Source organism: Streptomyces durmitorensis, assembly GCF_023498005.1.
GTDB classification, from domain to species: Bacteria; Actinomycetota; Actinomycetes; order Streptomycetales; family Streptomycetaceae; genus Streptomyces; species Streptomyces durmitorensis.
In genome coordinates this window covers 7084894-7107574 of the sequence record NZ_CP097289.1, presented here as the reverse complement: position 1 = coordinate 7107574, position 22681 = coordinate 7084894, and the positions used below count along the sequence as shown (strand labels likewise).

Below are 22681 nucleotides of genomic sequence, written 5' to 3'. Positions count from 1 at the left end.
CTCCGACCCTACCTCTCTGAGGGCCTTTGGGTGACATCGACAGGGGGCCCGAGCGGCACGGTGGCTCGTACCCCCGAGTAGGGGGCACGAGCCACCGGAACCTTGGCCCTGATTACGCAGCGTCAGCGGCGCAGATGTGCAAGGGAGGCGCCCATAAGAGCGGCCCGTTCGGCGTTTCCGGGTACATGCTCGAACCCGAAGCCGAGCAGCACGCTGTCACGCGCTGTGACGGCCGCGTAGGGCTTGTAGAGCTCCCCTGTGCGGGCCCAGTCACCCGTGATGTTGGGGCTCCCGGGGGGTGCCGGAGCGACGCTCCAGGTGCCCAGCGAGGCCTCGAATCTCTCGGTCTGCGTGGCGTTGCCCCCTATCACGAGCTGGGCGTTGTCGGCAAACAGTCCGCGGCCCCCGCTGGAGGGGTCGGTGATGGAGCTGAGCGACACCTCGACCGTCTTGCCCGCGTAGGCGCTCAGGTCGAAGGAGACGGGCTTCCAGCCGCTGGAGGACCCGGTGAAGCTGTTCCAGGCCCCACTGGTGCCCGACGCCGTGCAGCCGGTCGCCGACTGCGTCAGGTAGTGGCGCAGGAACGGGTGGCCGTTGATGAAGAACCCGGCCCCGCACTCGGCGGGCACGGCCGCGGACGAGTTGCCGTTCGTGTCCGGGAGCGTGGTCCAGTCGTCGGCGCCGGTGGTGTGCGCTTCCAGGACCCCGTGGTCGTAGCCGGTCTCCAGGTTCCAGTTGAGCGCGAACCGCAGCTCCGGCTTGTCCGCGGCCGAGACCCCGGTCAGGTCGATGGTGCGGGTCAGCCGCTTCCAGTCCTGGTCGGCGTGGCTCGCCGACGCCATGCCCTGGCCCTCGAAGGGCGCGTACGGGTTGGTGAGGCCGGGGTAGCTGCCTGCCGCCGCGCTCTTGAACTGCGGGAACTCGTCGGCGGGCAGACTGTCGGACGTGACGGTGTAGCGGCCCGCCTTGTCCAGGGGGTTGGCGTCGGCCGCGGCGAGCGGCGTGTTCACGCCGTCGAGCGCGCCGCTGCCGGCGAAGCTGCTGGCGCCGGGTGCGGAGAGGCGTTCGTACGCCCCCAGGTAGTACTGCGCGAAGTCGTCGGAGAGCGCGTCCCCGAGGTCCACGTTCGAGCCGGTGCGCTCACCGGACTCGATCAGCTTGCCGCCCTCGTTGAGGTAGGCGCGCAGGGCGAGTTGGGTCGCCGCCGACGGCACCGGGTCGCCGGTGTAGTGCACGACCGCGGAGAAGTGCGACAGGACGCCGAGCGGGTGCGGGGTGCCCTGCTTGGCGACGTCCCAGACCACGGCCGACCGGCCGTTGGCCCTCAGGGCGTCGACGTACTTCTGGGCCTGTGTCGCGGGGGCTCCCTCTTCGGCGACGACGAGGGTGTTCGCCTTGGCCCGCTCGGTGACGGTGTACGTGAAGTGGGGGCTCTGTGTGCGGCCCTTCTTGGTGCGGCCGGTGAACCACACCTCGACCTTGGCACCCACGCGCGCGTCCTCGACCTCGGCGCGGTACTGGTCGAAGTGGAGGTTGTCCTCACCGCCGTAGGTCTCGCCGCCCTTCCAGGCCTTGAGGTCCTCGGTGTGCGTACGGCCGCCGTTGACGCGGTAGTTGAGCTCCTTGTCCCGCACCGACTTGCGGGCGGTGACGGCGACCTCCTGGTCACCGCCGCGAGCGTACGACGTGGTGAAGGCATCAGGGGTGAAGTCCGGGGCCTCGATGCCGGAGACGGAGACCGGCTGGTCGGGGTGGAGTGCGGTCTCGGCGACGGCGAGTGCGAACGGGACGTTCTTCGCGAACTCCTGCTGGATCAGCTTCTCGTCGTCCGGGAAGGTGAAGATGGAGGCGCAGTCCTCGGGCTTCCAGGGGTCGTTCGGGTCGAGGTTGGAGACGGTCTGGCAGGTGGACATCTCCGGCGTGAACATCGAGATGCCGTTGATGTTGCCCGCGTGGCCGTCGGCCTCGCCGTTGGTGGTGTAGAGCTCCGAGGCGACCTGCGGGTGGTAGCCGGGGACTGCGGGCTTCTCCGGGGTGCCGTTGAGCGCCTTGTACAGGACGTCGTCCGGGGTCGGCGTGGCGACCTGCCAGCCCACTCCGTAGAGGAGCAGTTCGGCCGCGGAGTGGTAGTTGATCCCGTACGTGAAGCCGATGCGCTTCTGGAAGCGGTCGAGCGCCTTGGTCTCGGGCTCGGAGATGGGGCCCGTGCCGCGGTAGGTCTCCGAGGAGGGCGCCGGGGACGAACCCTCGTTGTCGTAGCCCCACTTGTAGGCGAAGTTGCGGTTGAGGTCGACGCCGTCGCCCGCCGCGATCCTGCCGTCGCCGTCGATGTCGCGGAGGTTCTTGCGCCACTGGCGCTCGCCGTCGGCCGCGTGCGTGAAGTCGTAGCCGTCGGGGTTGGCGGAGAGCACGAACCACAGCTCGGTGGAGTCCACGAGCTTGGTGATGCGCTGGTCCTTGCCGTAGTTGTCGAGGTAGTGGTGCAGCAGGCGGCGGGTCATCTCGGGGGTGATCCACTCGCGCGCGTGCTGGTTGGACATGTAGAGCGTGGACGGCTTGGAGCCGTCCTTGGACTTCTTGGCGCCCTTGGAGAGCTTGAGCGCGAGGATGTCCTGGCCCTTGATGGTCTTGCCGATGGACACGACCTTGGTGAGGCCGGGGTTGGCCTGACCGGTCTTGACGATCTCCTCCTTGAGGCCGCCCTTGCCGCTGTACGGCCGGAACACGCCGTCCCCCGCGGCCTTGAGCTTCTGCGCCGTACTTGCGGACACCTTCTGCTCGGTGAGCTCGACGCCCTCACGCTCGACGCCCTTGGCCTGCGCCTGGGTCAGATAGACCTCGACGCGGGCGGTGCCGCGCTCGGGAGCCTGCCCCGCTAGCTCGTGGGCGTCCTGGCCCGCCTCGATGAGGATCGGGATCTGCTTCTTGGTGACCTCGGCCTCGTAGACCTTCACGGCCGCCGGGTCATCGGTGGCCGGGGCCTTCGCCCCGCTGTCGGCCTGGGCGTGCGGCACGGCGACGAGGCCGCCGACGAGCAGTGCGCCCGCGGCGACGACCGATCTGAAACCGGCCCTGGATCTCTTGGATCTCGCTCTTCGTCTCATGAGCCCCCCTTGCGGTTGTCCGGCACATTTGTGCGCGAACGCCAGGCTCGTGACACTTCATGATCATGTCAATATGGCGTGAAGGCCGAGGCGGAAAGGGACGCAAAGAAGCCGTCGGGGCCTCAGCGGCCCCGACGGCTTGCGTGACGTACGACGGCGGTCAGACCGCCATGTTGTCGGCGAGCTCCTCGCTCAGGTTGGACTCCGTGCCCGGAATCCCCATGTCCTGCGCCCGCTTGTCCGCCATGGCGAGCAGCCGGCGGATACGGCCCGCGACCGCGTCCTTCGTCAGGACCGGCTCGGCGAGCGCGCCCAGCTCCTCCAGGGAGGCCTGCTTGTGCTCCATGCGCAGCCGTCCGGCCGCCGCGAGGTGCTCGGGGACCTCGTCGCCGAGGATCTCCAGGGCGCGCTGCACACGGGCGCCCGCGGCGACGGCCGCGCGGGCCGAGCGGCGCAGGTTCGCGTCGTCGAAGTTGGCCAGGCGGTTGGCGGTGGCGCGCACCTCGCGGCGCATCCGCCGCTCTTCCCAGGCGAGCACGGACTCGTGGGCGCCGAGCCGCGTGAGCAGGGCGCCGATCGCGTCGCCGTCCCGGACGACGACGCGGTCCACGCCGCGCACCTCACGGGCCTTGGCCGCGATCTGCAGCCTGCGCGCGGCGCCGACCAGGGCGAGCGCCGCCTCCGGGCCCGGGCAGGTCACCTCAAGAGAGGAGGAGCGCCCCGGCTCGGTCAGCGAGCCGTGCGCGAGGAAGGCCCCGCGCCACGCCGCCTCGGCGTCACAGGTGGCCCCCGAGACCACCTGGGGCGGCAGTCCTCTGATCGGGCGGCCACGGCCGTCCACCAGGCCCGTCTGCCGGGCCAGCTGGTCGCCGCCCGCCACCACCCGTACGACGTAGCGCGAGCCGCGCCGCAGGCCGCCGGGAGCCATCACGATCAGCTCCGAGCTGTGCCCGAAAATCTCAAGAATGTCCCGCTTCAGCCGCCGCGCGGCCATCGCCGTGTCCAGCTCCGCCTCGATCACGATGCGGCCGCTCACCAGGTGAAGGCCGCCCGCGAACCGCAGGATGGCCGAGACCTCTGCCTTCCTGCAGCAGGTCCGGGTGACGGGAAGCCGGGAGATTTCGTCCTTCACCGCTGCCGTCATCGCCATGGGCCGATCCTTCCATGCATCCGAAAAATACGGTCGTACGCGGTGGCCAGGAGCTCCGGATCGTGCCTCGGAGTGCCATCGTGCCTGGCCACCGGCGCCAGCTCGACCGTGGCGCCGAGCCGCTTGGCGGCATCGGTGAGTGACTCACGGTCGGGCACGGCGGCGTCGTCGGCCAGCACCACGTCCAGGGCGAGTTTAGGGGCGTGTCGGGCCAAAACCTCCAAATGACGCTGCGGAGAGAACCCATCGGTTTCACCGGGTTGTGGCGCGAGGTTGAGCGAGAGGACCCTGCGGGCCTTCGTCTGGATGAGCGCGTCGAGCAGTTCGGGGACCAGCAGATGGGGGATCACCGAGGAGAACCAGGAGCCGGGGCCGAGCACCACCCAGTCCGCGTCGAGCACGGCGGCGACCGCTTCGGGGACGGCCGGCGGGTCGTGCGGAACCAGGTGCACGGACTGCACCTCACCCGGGGTGAGCGCCACCGTGGCCTGCCCGCGCACCGTGTCCACGTCCTCAGGGCGCTGCGGGTCGTGCCCCTTGACCAGGGCCTGGAGCTCCAGCGGGACCGCGGACATGGGCAGCACGCGGCCGTGCGCGCCGAGCAGCTTGCCGACCAGGTCGAGGGCCTGGACGTGGTCGCCGAGCTGCTCCCACAGGGCGACGATCAGCAGATTGCCGACCGCGTGCTCGTGCAGGTCGCCCTTGGACTGGAAGCGGTGCTGGATGACGCGGGCCCAGGTCTGGCCCCAGTCGTCGTCCCCGCACAGGGCGGCGAGCGCCTTGCGCAGGTCGCCGGGCGGAAGGACGCCCAGTTCGTCACGGAGCCGCCCGCTGGAGCCGCCGTCGTCGGCGACGGTGACCACGGCGGTGAGGTCACCGGTGATGCGGCGCAGCCCGGCCAGTGACGCGGACAGGCCCATCCCGCCGCCGAGCGCCACGACCTTGGGCTGTGCGCCCCGCTTGCGGCCCAGGCGGTTCAGCCGCAGGGAGGATTTCACTCTCGCCCCATGTCCCGATGGACGAGGACGGTCTCGACACCCTCGGACACGAGGCGCGCCGCGAGCTTCTCCGACATGGCGACGGAGCGGTGCTTGCCGCCCGTGCAGCCGACCGCGATCGTCACGTAACGCTTGCCCTCGCGGCGGTAGCCCGCGGCGATGAGCTGGAGCAGTTCGGCGTACCGGTCGAGGAACTCCTTGGCCCCCGGCTGGTTGAAGACGTACGCCGACACCTCTTCGTTGAGCCCGGTGTACTGGCGCAGCTCCGGGACCCAGTGGGGGTTGGGCAAAAAGCGCATGTCCACGACGAGGTCCGCGTCGACCGGCAGGCCGTACTTGAAGCCGAAGGACATGACGGTGGCCCGCAGCTCCGGCTCCTCCTCGCCCGCGAAGGAGGCGTCCATCTTGGCGCGCAGCTCGTGCACGTTCAGGCTGGACGTGTCGATCACCAGGTCGGCGTCGCCGCGCAGCTCGCGCAGGAGCTCGCGCTCGGCCGCGATGCCGTCGACGATGCGGCCGTCGCCCTGCAGCGGGTGCGGGCGGCGGACGGACTCGAAGCGGCGCACCAGGGCGTCGTCCGAGGACTCCAGGAAGACGATCCGCCGGGTGACGTGCTTGGCCTCCAGGTCCGCGAGGGACTGGCGCAGATTGTCGAAGAAGCGGCGGCCTCGCACGTCGACGACGACCGCGATGCGGGCGACGTTCCCCTGCGAGCGGGCGCCGAGCTCCACCATGGTGGGGATCAGCGCGGGCGGCAGGTTGTCGACGACGAACCAGCCGAGGTCCTCAAGACACTTCGCCGCGGTGCTGCGTCCGGCTCCCGACATGCCGGAGATGATCACCAGCTCGGGGACCACTTCTCCGGTCTCACCTGGCGTGATGGTCGTGCCCGTACTCACTTGCTCGCCGCCTTCGTCGTGCTCGGTCATGTCTCCTGCCCCCGTCGTTCCTCTGAGGTGCCCGCGGACACGGGCTCCTCGCCATCGCTGGAGGATCCCGCGCGTGCGGGCTCCTCGTCTTCAATGATCTCTCCGGTCGCCGTGTTCACGGCGGGCGCCACGGGTGCCGCGGCGGCCAGGGCCACGACGATCGCCTCGGCCGTCTTGCGGCCTATGCCCGGAACCTCGCAGATCTGGTCGATTGTCGCGGATCGCAGCTTCTTCACCGAACCGAAGTGCTTGATCAGCGTCTGCTTGCGCGCGTCGCCCAGGCCGGGCACGGCGTCCAGCGGTCCGGCCTTGAAGCGCTTGGCCCGCTTGGCCCGCTGGTACGTGATCGCGAAGCGGTGCGCCTCGTCGCGCACCCGCTGGAGAAGGTACAGGCCTTCGCTGGTGCGCGGCAGGATCACCGGGTCGTCGTCGCCCGGCACCCAGACCTCTTCGAGGCGCTTGGCCAGGCCGCACACCGCGATGTCGTCGATGCCGAGCTCGTCAAGCGCCCGCTGGGCGGCCGCGACCTGCGGCTGGCCGCCGTCCACCACGACGAGCTGGGGCGGGTAGGCGAAGCGCTTGGGGCGGCCGTCCTCCTCGGTGAGGCTCTCCTCCGCGCCGTCGGGGTCCCACTCCCCCGTCTTCTCCTTGTCGGAGAGGTAGCGCTTGAAGCGGCGCGTGAGCACCTCGTGCATGGAGCGGACGTCGTCCTGGCCCTCGAAGCCCTTGATCTGGAAGCGCCTGTACTCGCTCTTGCGTGCGAGGCCGTCCTCGAACACGACCATCGAGGCCACGACGTCGTCACCCTGGAGATGCGAGATGTCGTAGCACTCGATGCGCAGCGGGGCGCTGTCCAGTTCGAGCGCCTCGGCGATCTCCTCCAGGGCGCGGGAGCGGGTCGTCAGGTCGGATGCGCGCTTGGTCTTGTGCAGGACGAGCGACTGCTGGGCGTTGCGCGCCACGGTCTCCATGAGCGCCTTCTTGTCGCCGCGCTGCGGGATGCGCAGCGAGACGTTCGAACCGCGGCGCTCGGTGAGCCACTCCTGGACGGGCTCTATGGGCTCGGGCAGCGCGGGAACGAGGACTTCCTTCGGTACGGAGTCCCCGCTCTCCTCTCCGTAGAGCTGCTGGAGCGCGTGCTCGACGAGGTCGCCGCTGGTGACCGCCTCGACCTTGTCGGTGACCCAGCCGCGCTGACCGCGCACGCGGCCGCCGCGGACGTGGAAGATCTGGACGGCCGCCTCCAGCTCGTCCTCGGCCAGCGCGATCAGGTCGGCGTCCGTGGCGTCGGCGAGGACGACGGCGCTCTTCTCCATGGCCTTCTTGAGGGCGCCGATGTCGTCCCGCAGACGGGCCGCCTTCTCGTACTCCATGTCCTCCGCGGCGTCCGCCATCTGCCGCTCGATGCGGCGGATGTACGCACCCGTGCGCCCCGTCATGAACTCGCAGAAGTCCTCGGCCAGTTCGCGGTGCTCCTGTGGGGAGACCCGCTCCACGCAGGGCGCCGCGCACTTGCCGATGTAGCCGAGGAGGCAGGGACGGCCGGTGCGCTCGGCGTTCTTGAAGACGCCGGCCGAGCAGGTGCGGACGGGGAAGACCCGCAGGAGGAGGTCCACGGTGTCGCGGATCGCCCACGCGTGGCCGTACGGGCCGAAGTAGCGGACGCCCTTCTTCTTGTGGCCGCGCATCACCTGCACGCGCGGGAACTCCTCGTTCATCGTCACCGCGAGGTACGGATAGCTCTTGTCGTCGCGGTACTTGACGTTGAACCGGGGGTCGTACTCCTTGATCCAGGAGTATTCGAGCTGCAGCGCCTCGACCTCGGTGGAGACCACGGTCCACTCGACGGAGGCGGCCGTCGTCACCATCGTGGCGGTGCGCGGGTGCAGGTTCGACAGGTCCTGGAAGTAGCTGGCCAGGCGCTGGCGGAGGCTTTTCGCCTTGCCGACGTAGATCACCCGGCGGTGTTCGTCGCGGAACCGATAGACCCCCGGCGAGTCGGGGATCTGTCCCGGCTTGGGGCGGTAGCTGGAGGGGTCTGCCATGCTCCACACCCTACTGGCGGGGGCTGACAGTCAGGGCTCGGAGGGGGCCGCCGCTCTCCCTCCAGACCCAGCGCCTGGGGCACCCGCTCTCCCTCCCCCGCCCTTGAGCCCACCCGCCCTGAAGGGCGGGTGGGTGGGGAAGCCCCGGCCGGAGGCCGGGGCAGGTCAGCCGTGCTGCCGGGCGCGACGTCGCCGGACGGCCACCCCGGAGAGGCCGAGGGCGAGCAGGGCCCCCGCTCCGGCCACGGAGGAGGCGACCGTGACGGGGCCTTCGGGGGACGGTTCAGAGGCCCGCTCCTTCGGGGCGAAGCCCCCCGCCTTGCCGGACTTCGCGTACGCCGAGCCGGGCAGCTTGTCGGCGTACGCGGCGTGCACCCGCTTCTGATAGGCGGCGACCGAGGCCCCGCCCGAGCCGACGGCACGCACCGCGTCGGCGTCGAGCGGCAGCACCCGCCCCCGCCCCTGCACGTACCAGGCGTTGATCTGCGGCTCGTGGAAAACGGTGCCCCCGGGGAGCTTGTCGGCGCCCACGCGCGCGTAGTGCGTCTCGTCGTCCCCGGTGGCGATGTTCACGACCTGCCAGGAGCCGCCCTGCTTCACCGTCCACAAGGAGGCCTCCTGTCCGTCGGAGGAGACCGCCTTGCTGGCCAGGAACTCGACGCGGGCGATCGGCGCGCCCTTCTTTCCGGCGACGAACTCCGGGGAGAGGTAGCGCACGGGAACGGCGTCGGCGCCCTGCACGCGCGGGTCCGCCGCGGCCCTGCTGACCGCCCCCTCCCGTGCGAAGAAGCGGGAGAGCGTGTCGAGGGTCCTGGGGGCGGCCGCGGCATCGTGAGCCGCTTCGAGCGAGGCGTCCGAGGGCCCGGAGTCCGCGCCCGCGTGCGGCGCGGCGAGGCCGAGCAGCAGGGTGGCGGCGGAGCCGGCGAGCGCCGCCCTCAGCAGAGGGCGGGGAAGGTGACGGTTCATCGCGCTCACGCCCCGATCCGGTACAGCGAGTGGGTCCAGGAGAAGGTGTTGTTGTTGACGTACCAGCTGTGCGAGGCCCAGTTGTAGCGGTCGTTCGACGGCCACGGATCGCCCCAGTAGACCCAGCTGCTCGCATCGTCGTACCCGTAGAGGACGTGCATGTGACCGCCGCCGTTCGACCACTGGATGCGGGTCTCGACCGGGCGGCCCGCATTGATCTCGGCCTGCACGGTCGGGTAGCGCAGCCAGCCGCTGACGTACGAACCGGCGCTGATGCCCGCCCAGTCCAGGCCGTTCTGGACGTCGCCGAGCGTGGCCTGCGAGTTGGGGCACTCGGTGTTCTGGCCCCGCCCGAAGGCCGCGTTGCAGAACTGGTTCTGGCTGTAGTTCTTGCCGTAGAAGGTGGCGATCGTGTTCCCGGCCGCGGCCCAGCACCAGTTGGTCTTCTGCTGGGCCTGCATCGTGATGTTCAGCCGCTTGGCGGCCAGGAGAGAAGGGGCGTCGGTGCCGGTGCCCGGCGCGGAGGCGGACGGAGGGCTGTCGGGGGCGGCCGTGGCCGTGGCCGCCGGTGCGGCCACCAGGGCCGCTGCCACCACGGCGAGCGCGGACAGACGTCTGCGTCCGCTGTATCTGCTGATTCGTTGGCGCATCGCGTTCCTCCCAAGCGGGGGGTGAGGGGTGGAGGAGCGCGTCCGGACGCTGCGATTGAGCATCGAGTGTTGTCGGGTACGGGTCAACAAGGTTCAATGCGGGATTACTTGGGCCGTGAACGGCGGCGTACGGATGTGAACACCCCTCGTACGCCCACCTGGTGGCCCGCCCCGACCGGCGCGCACGCCCGGACGACCGATGTGAATGTTCACAGAAGGGCCTTGCGATGCGGCACGGCACACAGCTCGCGGACGGCGCGCCTGCGGACCTGGAGGCCGCGCTGCGCACCGGTCCCTTCCACGTGGCGCTGCGGGCCGCGATCGCCGCACGGCGCCTTCCCCTGCAACGCGTACGGCATCATCTCGCGCGCCAGGGCGTCAACGTCGGGGTGACGAGCCTGAGTTACTGGCAGCAGGGTGCCCGGCGCCCCCAGCGCACCGAGTCGCTGCGTGCCGTGCGCGCCCTGGAGGAGATCCTCCAGCTCCCCGAGGAGTCACTGATCCGGCTCCTCGCCAAGCCCTCCGGCCACCCCGACTGCGAACGCCCCGCCGCCCGCTCCTACCGCTCCCTCCTGGAGGCGTCCGACGTCCTCCAGGAGCTGATCACCGACCTCGGTTCGCCGCTCGACGGCGGCCTGCACACCGTCGGCCACCACGAGCGGGTGCGGATCGGCGGGCGCCGCGAGATGCTCGGCCGCGACTCGCAGCACGCCGTGCGCGCCCACCGGGACGGCGTGGACCGCTACCTCGCGATCTACCGCGGCGACCCCGGCTGCGTACCGGAGCGCATCGGCGTGCACGCCCTGGAGAACTGCCGCACGGGGCGCGTGCGCCTGCACCACGAGACGGGGGTGCTCGTCGCCGAGCTGCTGTTCGACGCGCGCCTGCGCGCGGGCGACACGCATCTGTTCCGCTACGGCTTCGAGGACGGCACGGCGGGGGCGGCCACCGAGTACTTCCGTGGCTTCAGCTTCGCGGGCGGGCAGTACGCGCTCCAGGTGCGCTTCGACGAGGCCGCGCTGCCCGTACGCTGCCACCGCTTCACCCAGCATTCGGCCGCCGCGCCGCGCGGCGGGCGCCAGGAGCTGACGCTGAGCGGCAGCCATCGGTCGGTGCACCTGGTGGAGACGCAGGTGCGGGCCGGGATCCTGGGGATCGCGTGGGACTGGGAGTGAGCCGCCGCCCGCCGGTCCCGGGCTAGGCCCCGGGGCCCGCGACGATCTTGCCGTCCTCCACCTTCACCGGCAGTTCCTGCAGCGGCCTGACGGCGGGGTCGTGCAGCACCTTGCCGTTCGTGGCGTCGAACTGGCTTCCGTGGCAGGGGCAGATGAGCTTGTGCCCCTCCAGCTTGTTGATGGGGCACTTGGCGTGCGTGCAGATCGTGCTGAACGCCTTGTACTCGTCGTCCGCGATGCGGCTCACGACCACGTTCTCGTCGGTGTAGAGCTTCGATGCGCCCACCTTCACCTCGTCGGAGCCACCGAGGTCCACCGGCGCGGTCGGCGCCGAACGGTTGGAGCCACCGCCGTCGCCGCCGGACGAGCAGGCCGTGATCCCCAGGCCGGCGGCCGGGGCGAGAGCGGCGGCGCGCAGCACCGTGCGGCGGGCGGGGGGCGGCGTACCGGGCATGGAATCTCCACAGGTCAGGCGCTTCGGTGACGGATCAGACCCTACCGGTGGGGTGCCCTTTGCCCGCGTTGGGCGCGGCCGTGCCCGAGTGCCGCCCGTGTCGGGCCGAGCGCCCGGGGAAGCCCTAGCCTGTGGCGGAAGCCGGGGAGCACGAACGCTGAGCCACGCCCCCTGAGCCACCGCAGAGCCGAGAGGAACCACCCGTGATCGTCGTCGCCGGAGAGGCCCTGATCGACCTCGTCCCGCAGGAGTCCGCAGGTGCCCCGGGGCGTGGTGACGCAGGGCTGCCCGCACTCGCCCCGCGGCTCGGCGGCGGTCCGTACAACACCGCGGTGGCCCTCGGCCGTCTCGGCTCCCCCGTCGCCTTCTGCTCGCGGATCTCGGCGGACGCGTTCGGCGACGCGCTGGTCGACGGGCTGCGGACCGCGGGGGTCGACGTGTCGTACGTCCAGCGGGGCGCCGAGCCGACGACGCTCGCGGTGGCCTCGATCGGCGCGGACGGCTCCGCCGGTTACTCCTTCTACGTCGAGGGCACGGCGGACCGGCTGTTCACGGCCCCGGAGCGGCTGCCCGACGGCGTACGCGCGGTGTCGTTCGGCACGTGCTCGCTCGTCCTCGAACCGGGCGCGAGCGCCTACGAGAAGCTGATGCGCGGAGAGGCGGCGCGGGGCGTCTTCACGGCCCTCGACCCCAACATCCGTGCGGGACTGATCCCGGACGCGGACGCCTACCGGGCCCGGTTCAAGAGCTGGCTGCCGTCAGTCTCGCTGCTCAAGTTGTCGGAGGAAGACGCGAGTTGGCTCGGCGGCACGCCGCGCGAGTGGCTCGCGTCCGGTCCCGGCGCTGTGGTGATCACGCGGGGCGGCAAGGGTCTCACCGTCTTCACGCGGGACGGCGGTGAGTGGTCGGTGCCGGGCGAGCCGGTCGACGTGGTGGACACCATCGGGGCGGGCGACACCGTCAACGCGGCTCTGCTGCACGGGCTTCGCGCGCGGGACGCGCTCTCGGCCGAGGCCCTCTCCGGGCTCGGCGCGGACAGCTGGGGCGAGGTCCTGCGCTTCGCCGCACGCGCGGCTGCCGTCACCGTGTCCCGCGCGGGGGCGGAGCCGCCGTACGCGGCGGAGCTGGGGTAGGGCGCTCAGCCCGTCACCGCGCGAAGACCGCCGGGCCGGCGGCCGTCGAGGCGGTCGAGCGCGGCCGACGAGGCCTCGTCGGCGGGCAGTTGGACGACCAGGCGCTGGCCGTCGGCGTCGGGCAGCGTCAGCGTCTCGTACGAAAGGCGCACCGCACCGACCTCCGGGTGCGCCATGCGTTCGACTCCACTGCGCCGGGGCAGCCGCGGCACGGCCGCCATGCGGTCGGCGAACGGGGCGCCGGCTATGAGGGTCAACTCGTCGGCGAATCCCTCGGCGTGGGGGTCGGTCAGCATGGACTCGGCCCGGAACGAGGCGACCTGCTCGTCGGCGACGCCGTCCCACTCGGGGTAGGCGGCGCGGGCCCGCTCGTCGGTGAAGAGGAACCGGATGAGGTTGGGCCGCTCGTCGTCGAGGAGGCCGACGGGCCCCATGATCCGCTCATAGCCCGCGGTGTACGCGAGGACGTCGCTGAGCCGGTTGAACAGGACGGCGGGGGTGGGCTCCATGCGGTCGATGAGCGCCCGCACGGTGGGGCGCACCGAGTGGGAGGGCGCGCTCGCCGTCGGGCAGCACGGATCGCCGCTCGTCTCCTTCTCCAGGCGGCGCAGGTGGAAGCGCTCCTCCACCGACAGCCGCAGGGCATCCGCCAGCGCGCCCATCACCTGCGGGGACGGGTGGCGGTCCCGGCCCTGTTCCAGGCGGGCGAGGTACTCGACGCTGACACCGGCGAGCGTGGCGACCTCGGAGCGGCGCAGGCCCGGCGTGCGGCGCCGGGGGCCGGTCGGGAGCCCGACTTCGGCGGGCGTGACCGCTTCACGGCAGGTGCGCAGGAAGGTGCCCAGCTCGTTGTCGCTCACCGGCCGAACGTACCAGCCGTCACCGGCCCGGATCGTGGCCCTGTCACTACCAGTCTCGGCTCGGCCTTCCTCGGGTGCGGGCGGCCTCGCATCGTGGACGGCATGACTTCTGACACGAGCACCGCCGCTTCGACGACCGCACTTCCCCTGCCCGCGGGGGACTGGGAGATCGACCCGTTCCACTCCGCCGTCAACTTCACCATCCGCCACCTCGGGATCTCGAAGGTGCGGGGGCGGTTCGCCGAGGTGACGGCCGCTCTGGTCGTGGGCGAGAGCGCCGAGACCTCATCGGTGACGGCGACCATCGACCTGGCGTCGATCGACACCGGCAACAAGGACCGTGACGCGCACGTCCGCGCGCCGGATCTGCTGGACGTGGAGCGCCGCCCCACGATGACGTTCCGCTCGACTCAGGTCATCGGCAAGGACGAGGAGTGGACGCTGGAGGGCGAACTGACCATCGGCGAGGTGACGAGGCCGATCACGCTCGCCGTCGAGTTCGGCGGGGTCCAGGCCTTCCCGGGCTCACCGCGACGGCATGCGGGGTTCGAGGCGACCGGGGAGATCAGGCGCAGTGACTACGGGCTCGACTTCGGCGCCGGGCTGCTCGGTGACGTGGTGAAGATCCAGCTGGACATGCAGTTCCTGGAGCCGGAGACCGCGCCCGCCGAGGGCTAGTCAGCGGGCGGTCGCGTCCCCCGCGCTGTCCGTGAAGGCCCCGTGCCGCCCCTCCCCCGCGGCGAACCTGGCCGCGCCGTCTCCCGCTTCGACGAGAGATCGCAGACCGTGGCGCAGCTCGCCCGCCATCGCGTCCTCCTCGGTCAGGCCGCCCTGTTCCCGCACGGACAGCCGGTCGTTGCGGAGGCAGGCCTGGGGGAACGCCGCGATCTCCGCGGCGAGGCGTTCGGCCGCGGCGCGGGACGTGCCCGGCGGCACGGTCCGGTTGACCAGGCCCATCGCGAGGGCCTCGGTGGCGGGGACGGGGCGGCCGGTGAGCACGAGGTCCATGGCGCGGCTCTCCCCGATGAGCCGGGGCAGCCGCACCGTGCCGCCGTCGATGAGCGGGACGCCCCAGCGGCGGCAGAAGACTCCGAGTACGGCGTCCTCGTCGGCGACCCGCAGATCGCACCAGAGCGCCAGCTCCAGGCCTCCGGCGACCGCGTGTCCGGAGATCGCGGCGATGACGGGCTTGGAGAGACGCATGCGGGTGGGCCCCATGGGCCCGTCGCCCTTCTCTGCGACCTCGTTCCCGGCGGGCGTTCCGATGGCCTTGAGGTCCGCACCGGCACAGAAGGTGCCGCCCTCGCCCCACAGCACGGCGACGGACGCGTCGGGGTCGGCGTCGAAGGCACGGAACGCGTCGGCGAGGGCACGGGCGGTGGGCCCGTCGACGGCGTTCCGCACGTCGGGCCGGGACAGCACGATGGTCGTCACTGCGCCTGCGCGTTCAGTACGTACGGTCATGCGACCCAGGCGACCACGGCAAAGGGCTGCCGGACAAGGGGGGGAAACCCTTGTCCGGCAGCCCTTCAGGGCGCCCCCAAAGGGGCGCGAGGAACTGCGCGACCAGCCACGACAGACCTGCGGACGCAGGCAGCTCCGTCAGGCCTTACGAGCCTTGGTCGTCTTCTTGGCGGCAGCCTTCTTCGGGGCAGCTTTCTTGGCCGCGGCGGTCTTGGCGGTGGCCTTCGCCGCCGTCGGCTTCTTCACCGCCGCCGAGGCCACCACCTTCTTCGCCGCAGCCTTCCGCGCCGGTGTCCGCCCTTGCGAGGGAATCTCCGCCACAAGGATGTTCTGCAGGAACTTGCCCGTGTGGCTCGTCGGAACCCCGGCGACCTCCTCGGGCGTGCCCTCGGCGACGACCAGACCGCCGCCGTTGCCGCCCTCGGGGCCCATGTCGACGACCCAGTCCGCGGTCTTGATGACGTCGAGGTTGTGCTCGATGACGATGACCGTGTTGCCCTTGTCGACCAGGCCGGACAGGACCGTGATCAGCTTGCTGATGTCCTCGAAGTGCAGACCGGTGGTCGGCTCGTCCAGGACGTAGACCGTCCGGCCCGTCGAGCGCTTCTGGAGCTCGGAGGCCAGCTTCACGCGCTGGGCCTCGCCTCCGGAGAGAGTCGGCGCGGACTGGCCGAGCCGGACGTACCCGAGGCCCACGTCGTTGAGCGTGCGCAGGTGCCGGGAGATGGCCGGCACCGCCTCGAAGAAGTCGAGCGCCTCCTCGATCGGCATGTCCAGGACCTCGGCGATGGACTTGCCCTTGTAGTGGACGTCCAGCGTCTCGCGGTTGTAGCGCGCCCCGTGGCAGACCTCGCAGGGGACGTACACATCCGGGAGGAAGTTCATCTCGATCTTGATCGTGCCGTCACCGGAGCAGTTCTCGCAGCGACCGCCCTTGACGTTGAAGGAGAAGCGGCCGGGGAGATAGCCACGGACCTTCGCCTCCATCGTCTCCGCGAACAGCTTGCGGACGTGGTCGAAGACTCCGGTGTACGTCGCCGGGTTCGACCGCGGGGTGCGGCCGATCGGCGACTGGTCGACGTGCACGACCTTGTCGACGAGGTCGTCGCCGTCCACGCGCGTGTGCCGCCCGGGGACGGAGCGTGCGCCGTTCAGCTCGCGCGCCAGGTGCGTGTAGAGGATGTCGTTCACGAGCGTCGACTTGCCGGAGCCCGAGACGCCCGTGACGGCCGTGAGGACGCCGAGCGGGAAGGAGACGTCGATGTCCTGGAGGTTGTTCTCCCGGGCGCCGTGCACCGTCAGCCGGCGGGAGGGGTCCGCGGGGCGGCGGATGTCCGGCACCGGGATGGACTTCTTGCCCGACAGATACTGCCCGGTCACCGAGGCGGGGTTGGCGAGCAGCTCCTTCATGGAGCCGCTGTGCACGACCTTGCCGCCGTGCTCGCCCGCGCCGGGGCCGATGTCGACGACCCAGTCGGCGACCTTGATGGTGTCCTCGTCGTGCTCGACGACGATGAGCGTGTTGCCCATGTCGCGCAGGCGCACGAGGGTCTCGATCAGGCGGTGGTTGTCGCGCTGGTGCAGGCCGATGGACGGCTCGTCCAGTACGTAAAGGACGCCGACGAGGCCCGAGCCGATCTGCGTGGCCAGGCGGATGCGCTGGGCCTCGCCTCCGGAGAGGGTGCCCGCCGCGCGGTTGAGCGAGAGATAGTCCAGGCCGACGTCGACCAGGAACCTCAGCCGTTCGTTGACCTCCTTCAGGACGCGCTCGGCGATCTTCTTGTCGCGGGCGCCCAGCTTCAGCTCGGCGAGGAAGTCCGCGCAGTCGCTGATGGACATCGCGGCGACCTCGGCGATGGACCTGCCCATGACCGTGACGGCCAGGACGATCGGCTTGAGTCGCGTGCCCTCACAGGTGGGGCAGGGCACCTCGCGCATGTAGCCCTCGAAGCGCTCACGGCTCGTGTCGCTCTCGGCCTCGCTGTGGCGGCGCTTGACGAAGGGGACGGCGCCTTCGAAGGCGGTGGTGTAGACCCGCTCGCGGCCGTACCGGTTCCGGTAGCGCACCTCGATCTGCGTCTTGTGGCCGTTCAGGAGGGCCTTCTTGGCGCGCTGCGGGAGTCCGGCCCAGGGCATGTCCGTGGAGAAGCCGAGGGCGTCGGCGAGGGCTCCGACGAGCCGGCCGAAGTAGTCCTTGGTGTGGCCGTGCGACCAGGGGTGGATGGCGCCCTCGTCGAGCGACTTGTCCTCGTCCGGGACGATCAGCTCGGGGTCGACCTCCATGCGCGTGCCGATGCCGGAGCAGTCCGGGCAGGCGCCGAAGGGCGAGTTGAAGGAGAAGGAGCGGGGCTCCAGCTCCTCGAAGGACAGGTCGTCGTACGCGCAGTACAGGTGCTCCGAGTACATGCGCTCGCGCTCGGGGTCGTCCTCGGGGAGGTCGACGAAGTCGAGCACGACCATGCCGCCTGCCAGGCCGAGCGCGGTCTCCACGGAGTCGGTCAGGCGGCGCTTGGCGGAGTCCTTCACCGTGAGGCGGTCGATGACCACCTCGATGGTGTGCTTCTCCTGCTTCTTCAGCGTGGGCGGCTCGGAGAGCTGGATCGTCGTGCCGTCGACCCGCGCGCGGCTGTAGCCCTTGGTCTGGAGGTCGGCGAAGAGGTCGACGAACTCGCCCTTGCGCTCGCGCACCAGCGGCGAGAGGACCTGGAAGCGGCTGCCTTCCGGCAGCTCCAGGACCTTGTCGACGATGGCCTGGGGCGACTGCCGCGCGATGGGGCGCCCGCACTCGGGGCAGTGCGGCTTGCCGATGCGCGCGAAGAGCAGGCGGAGGTAGTCATAGACCTCCGTGATGGTGCCGACCGTGGAGCGCGGGTTGCGCGAGGTCGACTTCTGGTCGATGGAGACCGCGGGCGAGAGGCCCTCGATGAAGTCGACGTCCGGCTTGTCCATCTGACCGAGGAACTGCCGGGCGTACGAGGACAGCGACTCCACGTACCGCCGCTGGCCCTCGGCGAAGATCGTGTCGAACGCGAGCGAGGACTTGCCCGACCCGGAGAGCCCGGTGAAGACGATGAGGGAGTCGCGCGGGAGGTCGAGCGAGACGTTCTTGAGATTGTGCTCGCGCGCGCCACGGACGATGAGACGGTCGGCCACGCCGGTCCGCACCTTTCTTGAGAGAAGTGACAGGGGCGGGACCCCCGTCATTCACAGACTAGGGCGAGCCACTGACAACGCCGGGACGGATGCCCTGGGTGATAACAAACCCGGACTGCCAAGAATGCCCGATGCCGCACCCGACCATATAGCACGTGCATTCGATTTGCGGTGCCGCTCCGACACCTTCACCCGAACGTGTGGCGCGGCTATCGTCGGGCGCATGATTGATCATGTGCGCGACCTGGCGTCTGTACGTGACGCGACCGACCGGCTGCTCACCGCAGCCGCGAAACTGAACAACGATTCGACCGCCGAGCCGTCACGCCTTCCGGGCTGGACCCGCGGCCACGTCCTCGCCCATCTCGCCCGGAACGCGGACGCGCTCGTCAATGTCCTCGCCGGGCGGCCCATGTACGTCAGCGGCGACGCGCGGGACGCCGACATCGAGCGGGACGCGCCCCGGCCGCAGGCCGAGCAGCTCGACGACGTCCGCGAGAGCGCGGCCCGCTTCGAGGCGCAGGCCGCGGTCCCCGCCGACTGGTCCCGCACCATCGAGATGCGCAACGGAGTCACCGACTCCGCGTCGCGGGTGCCGTTCCGGCGGTGGGTCGAGGTCGAACTGCACCACGTCGACCTGGGGATCGGGTACGAGCTGGAGGACCTGCCGCAGGAGTTCGTGCAGCGGGAGATCGCGTTCCTCGCGGCGCGCTTCTCGGGGAACCCCGATGTGCCGCCCACCCGGATCACGGACGGCACGCACGCGTGGCGCACCGGCCGGGACGGCGAGCCCGAGGTCACCGTCTCCGGCCCCGCGTCCGACGTGGTGGGCTGGCTCTCCGGCCGTCGCGACGGCTCCGCGCTGACGGCCGAAGGCGGCCTCCTGCCCCCGCTGCCCCCGCTATAGGCTGAGGAACATGACGTACAGCGGAGCAGTGAAGGTCGGCGGCGGCGCGGACGTGCACGAGCTGCAGGACCTGATGATCTCGAAGGTCGCGGTCGGTCCGATGGACAACAACGCCTATCTGCTGCGCTGCCGGGACACCGGCGAGCAGCTCCTGATCGACGCGGCGAACGACTCCGCGACGCTGCTCACGCTGATCGGTGACGACGGCATCGCGTCCGTCGTCACCACGCACCAGCACGGCGATCACTGGCAGGCCCTGGCCGCGGTCGTCGCCGCGACCGGCGCCCGGACCTTCGCGGGCCGCGAGGACGCGGTGGGCATCCCGGTGCCCACGGACGTCCCGCTCGTGGACGGCGACACCGTCCAGGTCGGCCGGGTCCCGCTCACCGCGCGCCACCTGGTGGGCCACACGCCGGGCTCGATCGCCCTCGTGTACGACGACCCCCACGGCCACCCGCACGTCTTCACCGGCGACTGCCTCTTCCCCGGCGGCATCGGCAACACGCACAAGGACCCCCAGGCCTTCGCGAGCCTCCTGAACGACGTCGAGACCAAGATCTTCGGCACGCTGCCCGACGAGACCTGGGTCTATCCCGGCCACGGGAACGACACGACGCTGGGCACCGAGCGCCCGCACCTCTCGGAGTGGCGCCGGCGCGGCTGGTGAGCCGCGTCCACCGACGGGATCAGGCCGCGCCGAGCAGCGCGGCCACCCGCTCCACGGCGAACGCGTACCCCTGCACACCGCACCCGGCGATGACGCCGTCGGCGCGCTGGGAGACGTACGAGTGGTGCCGGAACGCCTCCCGCTGATGGATGTTGGAGATGTGGACCTCCAACACCGGCAGTCCGTCACAGGTGTTGAGCGCGTCCAGGATCGCGACTGACGTGTGCGAGTAGGCGGCAGGGTTGATGACGATCCCCGCGTGGTGCTCGCGTGCCTCGTGGATCCAGTCCACCAACTGACCCTCGTGGTTGCTCTGCCGCAGGTCCACGGTGCCACCGTGCGCCGCCGCGGCCTTGGCGCACAGCGCCTCGACATCGGCGAGGGTGTCCGAGCCGTAGATCTCCGGCTGGCGCTGGCCGAGCAGGTTCAGGTTGGGGCCGTTCAGGATCATGATCGGAGCGTTGGCAAGAGTGCGCGTCATGCCGTCAGCGTACTGACGAACCTCTCCGCGCCTCCGCACGCCCCCGTAACCGGCCGTCACAGCGGGTAGTTGACGCGGCATGCGCAAGACCCACTCCCCTGCCGGGGCTCCTCCCGAGGCTCCTTCCCTGCCACGGCTCGCGGCCGCCTCGCTCGCCGGGACCGCCATCGAGTTCTACGACTTCTTCATCTACGGGACGGCCGCGGCCCTTGTCCTCGGCCCGCTGTTCTTTCCGACGTTCTCACCGCTGGCGGGAACTCTCGCCGCCTTCGCGACATTCGGAGTGGGCTTCGTGGCGCGGCCCCTGGGGTCCGTCCTCTTCGGGCACATCGGTGACCGGCGCGGGCGGCGGCCCGTGCTCGTCGGCTCGCTGCTCCTGACGGGCCTCGCCACGGTCGCCGTCGGCTGTGTGCCCACGTACGACTCGATCGGGACGGCCGCTCCGGTGCTGCTCCTCGTGCTGCGGTTCCTTCAGGGGCTCGGGCTCGGTGGGGAGTGGGGCGGGGCCGTGCTGCTGACCGCCGAGCACGCGCCGGCCGAGCGGCGCGGGCTGTGGGCGAGCTTTCCGCAGATGGGGCCCTCGCTCGGGTTTCTCCTTGCCAACGGGATCATGCTGGTGCTCTCGGCGACCCTCACCGACGCGCAGTTCGCCTCCTGGGGATGGCGGGTGCCGTTCTGGGCCGCGGGCGTGCTCGCGGCGGCCGGGCTCGCGCTGCGCACGTCCCTCGCGGAGAGTCCGAGCTTCCTGGAACTGCGGGAGCACGCGCGCGTGCCGCTCGCCGAAGTGGTGCGCGACCACTGGCGGCTCGTGCTGCTCACGGCGGGCGCGCTGGCCGTCGGGTACGCCGTGTTCTACGCCGTGACGACGTGGTCCCTCGCCTACGCGGTGGAGCGGCTCGACGTGAGCCGTACGGTCATGCTCGCCTGCATCATGGCGGCGGTCGTGGTGAAGGGCGCGCTGACACCCGTGGCCGCGGTGCTCGGCGACCGGTACGGACGGCGGCCCCTGTGCCTGCTGGGATGCGCGCTCTCGGCACTGTGGATGTTCCCGATGATCGCGCTGCTCGCGACCGGTGAGCCACTCCTGATGTTCCTCGGGTTCCTGGTGGCGATGCTCGCGTTCATCACGATGTTCGCCGTGATCGCCGCGTACCTGCCCGAGCTCTACGAGCCGCGGGTGCGCTGCACGGGCGCCGCGGTGGGCTACAACCTGGGCGGGGTGCTCGGTGGGGCGCTCACCCCGATCGTGGCGACGGCGGTGGCACAGGGCGAAGGCACGCCTTGGGGTGTGGCGGCCTATCTGACGGCCGTGGCCCTGCTGAGCCTGGGCTGCTTCGCGCTGCTGCCCGAGACGCGGCCGGTTCCGGAACCGGCGCCCGTCACCGCGTGACGGAGACCCACAGGGCTGGCCACCGGCTCACGGCGTGACCGCGAGCTCCAAGTACGCCGCGAACAGCACCAGATGGACCCCGCCCTGCAACAGCGTGGCGCGCCCCGGCACGACGGTGAGCGTGCCGACGATCACGGTGAGCGCGAGCAGCACCATGTGGGTCGGGCCGAGCCCGAGCACCAGCGGCCCGGAGAGCCACACCGAGGCGACCGCGACGGCCGGGATGGTCAGGCCGATGCTGGCCATCGCGGACCCGAGGGCGAGGTTGAGGCTGGTCTGCACGCGGTCGCGGCGGGTGGCACGCACGGCGGCGATGGTCTCCGGGAGCAGCACGAGCAGCGCGATGATCACGCCGACCACGGAGTGCGGCATCCCGGCGCTCTCCACGCCGGACTCGATGGTCGGCGAGACCCCCTTGGCGAGGCCGACCACGCCGATCAGGGCAAGGGCGAGCAGGCCCACGCTGATCAGGGCGGTGCGGCTGGAGGGCCCTGAGGCGTCCTCGGAGTCGATCACCTCGCCCTTGCGGGTGATCGGCAGGAAGTACTCGCGGTGCCGCACGGTCTGGGTCGTCACGAAGAGGCCGTACAGGACGAGCGAGGCGAGAGCCGCGAAGGTGAGCTGCGCCGTGGAGAACTCCGGGCCCTGCTTGGTCGTGGTGAAGGTCGGCAGGACGAGACTGAGGGTGGCGAGCGTGGCGACGGTCGCGAGGGCGGCGCCGGTGCCCTCGGACTGGAAGATGACGACGCGGTGGCGCAGGGCGCCCACCAGGAGGCACAGCCCGATGATGCCGTTGCAGGTGATCATCACGGCGGCGAAGACGGTGTCGCGGGCCAGTGTGGCGCTCTTGTCGCCGCCGTCGGCCATGAGGGTGACGATCAGCGCGACCTCGATGATCGTCACGGCGACCGCGAGGACGAGCGAGCCGAAGGGTTCACCGACGCGGTGCGCGATCACCTCGGCGTGGTGCACGGCGGCGAGCACGGCCCCGGCGAGCACGAGCGTGACCACGGCCACGACCGCGCCCGGCACATCGCGTCCCCAGGTGAAGGCGAGCAGCACGACGGCGAGGACCGGCACGGCCGCGGTCCACTGTGTGGCGAGCGCCCGGAGCCGAGTGATCATGCCTCCGATGCTGCACCGGACGCCTGGGCT

Annotated in this window: 19 protein-coding genes; 6 read left to right on the top strand and 13 right to left on the bottom strand. The window is 71.0% G+C overall.

The features are described from left to right. Positions 1-122 precede the first annotated feature (122 nt). From M4V62_RS31675 to M4V62_RS31645, 7 genes are all read right to left on the bottom strand, one after another. Positions 123-3104 carry a M14 family metallopeptidase gene (locus tag M4V62_RS31675; protein WP_249590614.1) on the bottom strand — a complete coding sequence of 994 codons (2982 nt, stop codon included), beginning with the start codon at positions 3102-3104 and terminating at the stop codon, positions 123-125. Between the two features lie 160 nt (positions 3105-3264). Further along, a complete protein-coding gene (whiA, locus tag M4V62_RS31670; protein WP_249590613.1) occupies positions 3265-4254 on the bottom strand; it encodes a DNA-binding protein WhiA in 990 nt (329 codons plus the stop codon). Beyond that, positions 4245-5252 (bottom strand): gluconeogenesis factor YvcK family protein, encoded by a 1008-nt coding sequence (locus M4V62_RS31665; RefSeq protein ID WP_249590612.1) that lies wholly within the window; start codon positions 5250-5252, stop codon positions 4245-4247. The genes whiA and M4V62_RS31665 overlap by 10 nt, the downstream gene beginning before the upstream one ends. After that, on the bottom strand, positions 5249-6181 hold the full coding sequence (gene rapZ, locus M4V62_RS31660) for an RNase adapter RapZ (protein WP_249590611.1): 933 nt from the start codon (positions 6179-6181) through the stop codon (positions 5249-5251). The genes M4V62_RS31665 and rapZ overlap by 4 nt, the downstream gene beginning before the upstream one ends. Then, positions 6178-8226, bottom strand: coding sequence for an excinuclease ABC subunit UvrC (gene uvrC, locus M4V62_RS31655; protein ID WP_249590610.1), 2049 nt, complete (start codon positions 8224-8226; stop codon positions 6178-6180). Before uvrC ends, rapZ begins: the two co-directional genes overlap by 4 nt. Before the next feature lie 165 nt (positions 8227-8391). Then, complete coding sequence (locus tag M4V62_RS31650; RefSeq protein WP_249593093.1) at positions 8392-9192, bottom strand: hypothetical protein; 801 nt, start codon at positions 9190-9192, stop codon at positions 8392-8394. Positions 9193-9197: 5 nt separating this feature from the next. Further along, on the bottom strand, positions 9198-9842 hold the full coding sequence (locus M4V62_RS31645) for a papain-like cysteine protease family protein (RefSeq protein WP_249590609.1): 645 nt from the start codon (positions 9840-9842) through the stop codon (positions 9198-9200). Between the two features lie 227 nt (positions 9843-10069). Between M4V62_RS31645 and M4V62_RS31640 the strand changes: the two genes are divergently transcribed. Continuing rightward, positions 10070-11017, top strand: coding sequence for a hypothetical protein (locus M4V62_RS31640; protein ID WP_249590608.1), 948 nt, complete (start codon positions 10070-10072; stop codon positions 11015-11017). A 22-nt stretch (positions 11018-11039) separates the two neighbouring features. On the opposite strand, the gene M4V62_RS31635 is transcribed toward M4V62_RS31640, so the two are convergent. After that, a complete protein-coding gene (locus tag M4V62_RS31635) occupies positions 11040-11471 on the bottom strand; it encodes a Rieske (2Fe-2S) protein (RefSeq protein ID WP_249590607.1) in 432 nt (143 codons plus the stop codon). Between the two features lie 203 nt (positions 11472-11674). Here M4V62_RS31635 and M4V62_RS31630 point away from each other — a divergent pair, with 203 nt between their 5' ends. Continuing rightward, entirely contained in the window at positions 11675-12604 is a 930-nt protein-coding gene (locus tag M4V62_RS31630) for a carbohydrate kinase family protein (protein ID WP_249590606.1), read from the top strand. Positions 12605-12609: 5 nt separating this feature from the next. Here M4V62_RS31630 and M4V62_RS31625 read toward each other — a convergent pair whose 3' ends face one another. Further along, on the bottom strand, positions 12610-13464 hold the full coding sequence (locus tag M4V62_RS31625) for a helix-turn-helix domain-containing protein (protein ID WP_249590605.1): 855 nt from the start codon (positions 13462-13464) through the stop codon (positions 12610-12612). 102 nt (positions 13465-13566) lie between these two features. Between M4V62_RS31625 and M4V62_RS31620 the strand changes: the two genes are divergently transcribed. Further along, a complete protein-coding gene (locus M4V62_RS31620; protein WP_249590604.1) occupies positions 13567-14142 on the top strand; it encodes a YceI family protein in 576 nt (191 codons plus the stop codon). Here M4V62_RS31620 and M4V62_RS31615 read toward each other — a convergent pair whose 3' ends face one another. Together M4V62_RS31615 and uvrA are read right to left on the bottom strand one after the other, a co-directional pair. Beyond that, on the bottom strand, positions 14143-14928 hold the full coding sequence (locus M4V62_RS31615) for a crotonase/enoyl-CoA hydratase family protein (RefSeq protein ID WP_249590603.1): 786 nt from the start codon (positions 14926-14928) through the stop codon (positions 14143-14145). A gap of 138 nt (positions 14929-15066) precedes the next feature. Next, positions 15067-18081 (bottom strand): excinuclease ABC subunit UvrA, encoded by a 3015-nt coding sequence (gene uvrA, locus M4V62_RS31610; RefSeq protein WP_249590602.1) that lies wholly within the window; start codon positions 18079-18081, stop codon positions 15067-15069. 223 nt (positions 18082-18304) lie between these two features. Between uvrA and M4V62_RS31605 the strand changes: the two genes are divergently transcribed. Together M4V62_RS31605 and M4V62_RS31600 are read left to right on the top strand one after the other, a co-directional pair. After that, complete coding sequence (locus M4V62_RS31605) at positions 18305-18988, top strand: maleylpyruvate isomerase family mycothiol-dependent enzyme (RefSeq protein ID WP_249590601.1); 684 nt, start codon at positions 18305-18307, stop codon at positions 18986-18988. Positions 18989-18998: 10 nt separating this feature from the next. Further along, a complete protein-coding gene (locus tag M4V62_RS31600) occupies positions 18999-19655 on the top strand; it encodes an MBL fold metallo-hydrolase (protein WP_249590600.1) in 657 nt (218 codons plus the stop codon). A gap of 19 nt (positions 19656-19674) precedes the next feature. On the opposite strand, the gene aroQ is transcribed toward M4V62_RS31600, so the two are convergent. Further along, positions 19675-20136 (bottom strand): type II 3-dehydroquinate dehydratase, encoded by a 462-nt coding sequence (aroQ, locus tag M4V62_RS31595; RefSeq protein WP_249590599.1) that lies wholly within the window; start codon positions 20134-20136, stop codon positions 19675-19677. 79 nt (positions 20137-20215) lie between these two features. Between aroQ and M4V62_RS31590 the strand changes: the two genes are divergently transcribed. Then, the gene (locus tag M4V62_RS31590; protein ID WP_249590598.1) at positions 20216-21526 is read left to right on the top strand and encodes an MFS transporter; all 1311 of its coding nucleotides are present in this window, start codon (positions 20216-20218) and stop codon (positions 21524-21526) included. Between the two features lie 27 nt (positions 21527-21553). On the opposite strand, the gene M4V62_RS31585 is transcribed toward M4V62_RS31590, so the two are convergent. Continuing rightward, positions 21554-22651: a calcium:cation antiporter gene (locus tag M4V62_RS31585; protein ID WP_249590597.1), complete on the bottom strand. Its 1098-nt coding sequence runs from the start codon at positions 22649-22651 to the stop codon at positions 21554-21556. Between the last annotated feature and the right edge of the window lie 30 nt (positions 22652-22681).

What these genes read in the sequence shown, in the direction of transcription:
- M4V62_RS31600 (WP_249590600.1), top strand. Translation starts at nt 18,999, where the DNA reads ATGACGTACAGCGGAGCAGTGAAGGTCGGCGGCGGCGCGGACGTGCAC.
- M4V62_RS31635 (WP_249590607.1), bottom strand. Translation starts at nt 11,471, where the DNA reads ATGCCCGGTACGCCGCCCCCCGCCCGCCGCACGGTGCTGCGCGCCGCC.
- uvrC (WP_249590610.1), bottom strand. Translation starts at nt 8,226, where the DNA reads ATGGCAGACCCCTCCAGCTACCGCCCCAAGCCGGGACAGATCCCCGAC.
- M4V62_RS31650 (WP_249593093.1), bottom strand. Translation starts at nt 9,192, where the DNA reads ATGAACCGTCACCTTCCCCGCCCTCTGCTGAGGGCGGCGCTCGCCGGC.
- rapZ (WP_249590611.1), bottom strand. Translation starts at nt 6,181, where the DNA reads ATGACCGAGCACGACGAAGGCGGCGAGCAAGTGAGTACGGGCACGACC.
- aroQ (WP_249590599.1), bottom strand. Translation starts at nt 20,136, where the DNA reads ATGACGCGCACTCTTGCCAACGCTCCGATCATGATCCTGAACGGCCCC.
- M4V62_RS31605 (WP_249590601.1), top strand. Translation starts at nt 18,305, where the DNA reads ATGATTGATCATGTGCGCGACCTGGCGTCTGTACGTGACGCGACCGAC.
- M4V62_RS31640 (WP_249590608.1), top strand. Translation starts at nt 10,070, where the DNA reads ATGCGGCACGGCACACAGCTCGCGGACGGCGCGCCTGCGGACCTGGAG.
- M4V62_RS31585 (WP_249590597.1), bottom strand. Translation starts at nt 22,651, where the DNA reads ATGATCACTCGGCTCCGGGCGCTCGCCACACAGTGGACCGCGGCCGTG.
- whiA (WP_249590613.1), bottom strand. Translation starts at nt 4,254, where the DNA reads ATGGCGATGACGGCAGCGGTGAAGGACGAAATCTCCCGGCTTCCCGTC.
- M4V62_RS31620 (WP_249590604.1), top strand. Translation starts at nt 13,567, where the DNA reads ATGACTTCTGACACGAGCACCGCCGCTTCGACGACCGCACTTCCCCTG.
- M4V62_RS31615 (WP_249590603.1), bottom strand. Translation starts at nt 14,928, where the DNA reads ATGACCGTACGTACTGAACGCGCAGGCGCAGTGACGACCATCGTGCTG.
- M4V62_RS31645 (WP_249590609.1), bottom strand. Translation starts at nt 9,842, where the DNA reads ATGCGCCAACGAATCAGCAGATACAGCGGACGCAGACGTCTGTCCGCG.
- M4V62_RS31590 (WP_249590598.1), top strand. Translation starts at nt 20,216, where the DNA reads ATGCGCAAGACCCACTCCCCTGCCGGGGCTCCTCCCGAGGCTCCTTCC.
- M4V62_RS31675 (WP_249590614.1), bottom strand. Translation starts at nt 3,104, where the DNA reads ATGAGACGAAGAGCGAGATCCAAGAGATCCAGGGCCGGTTTCAGATCG.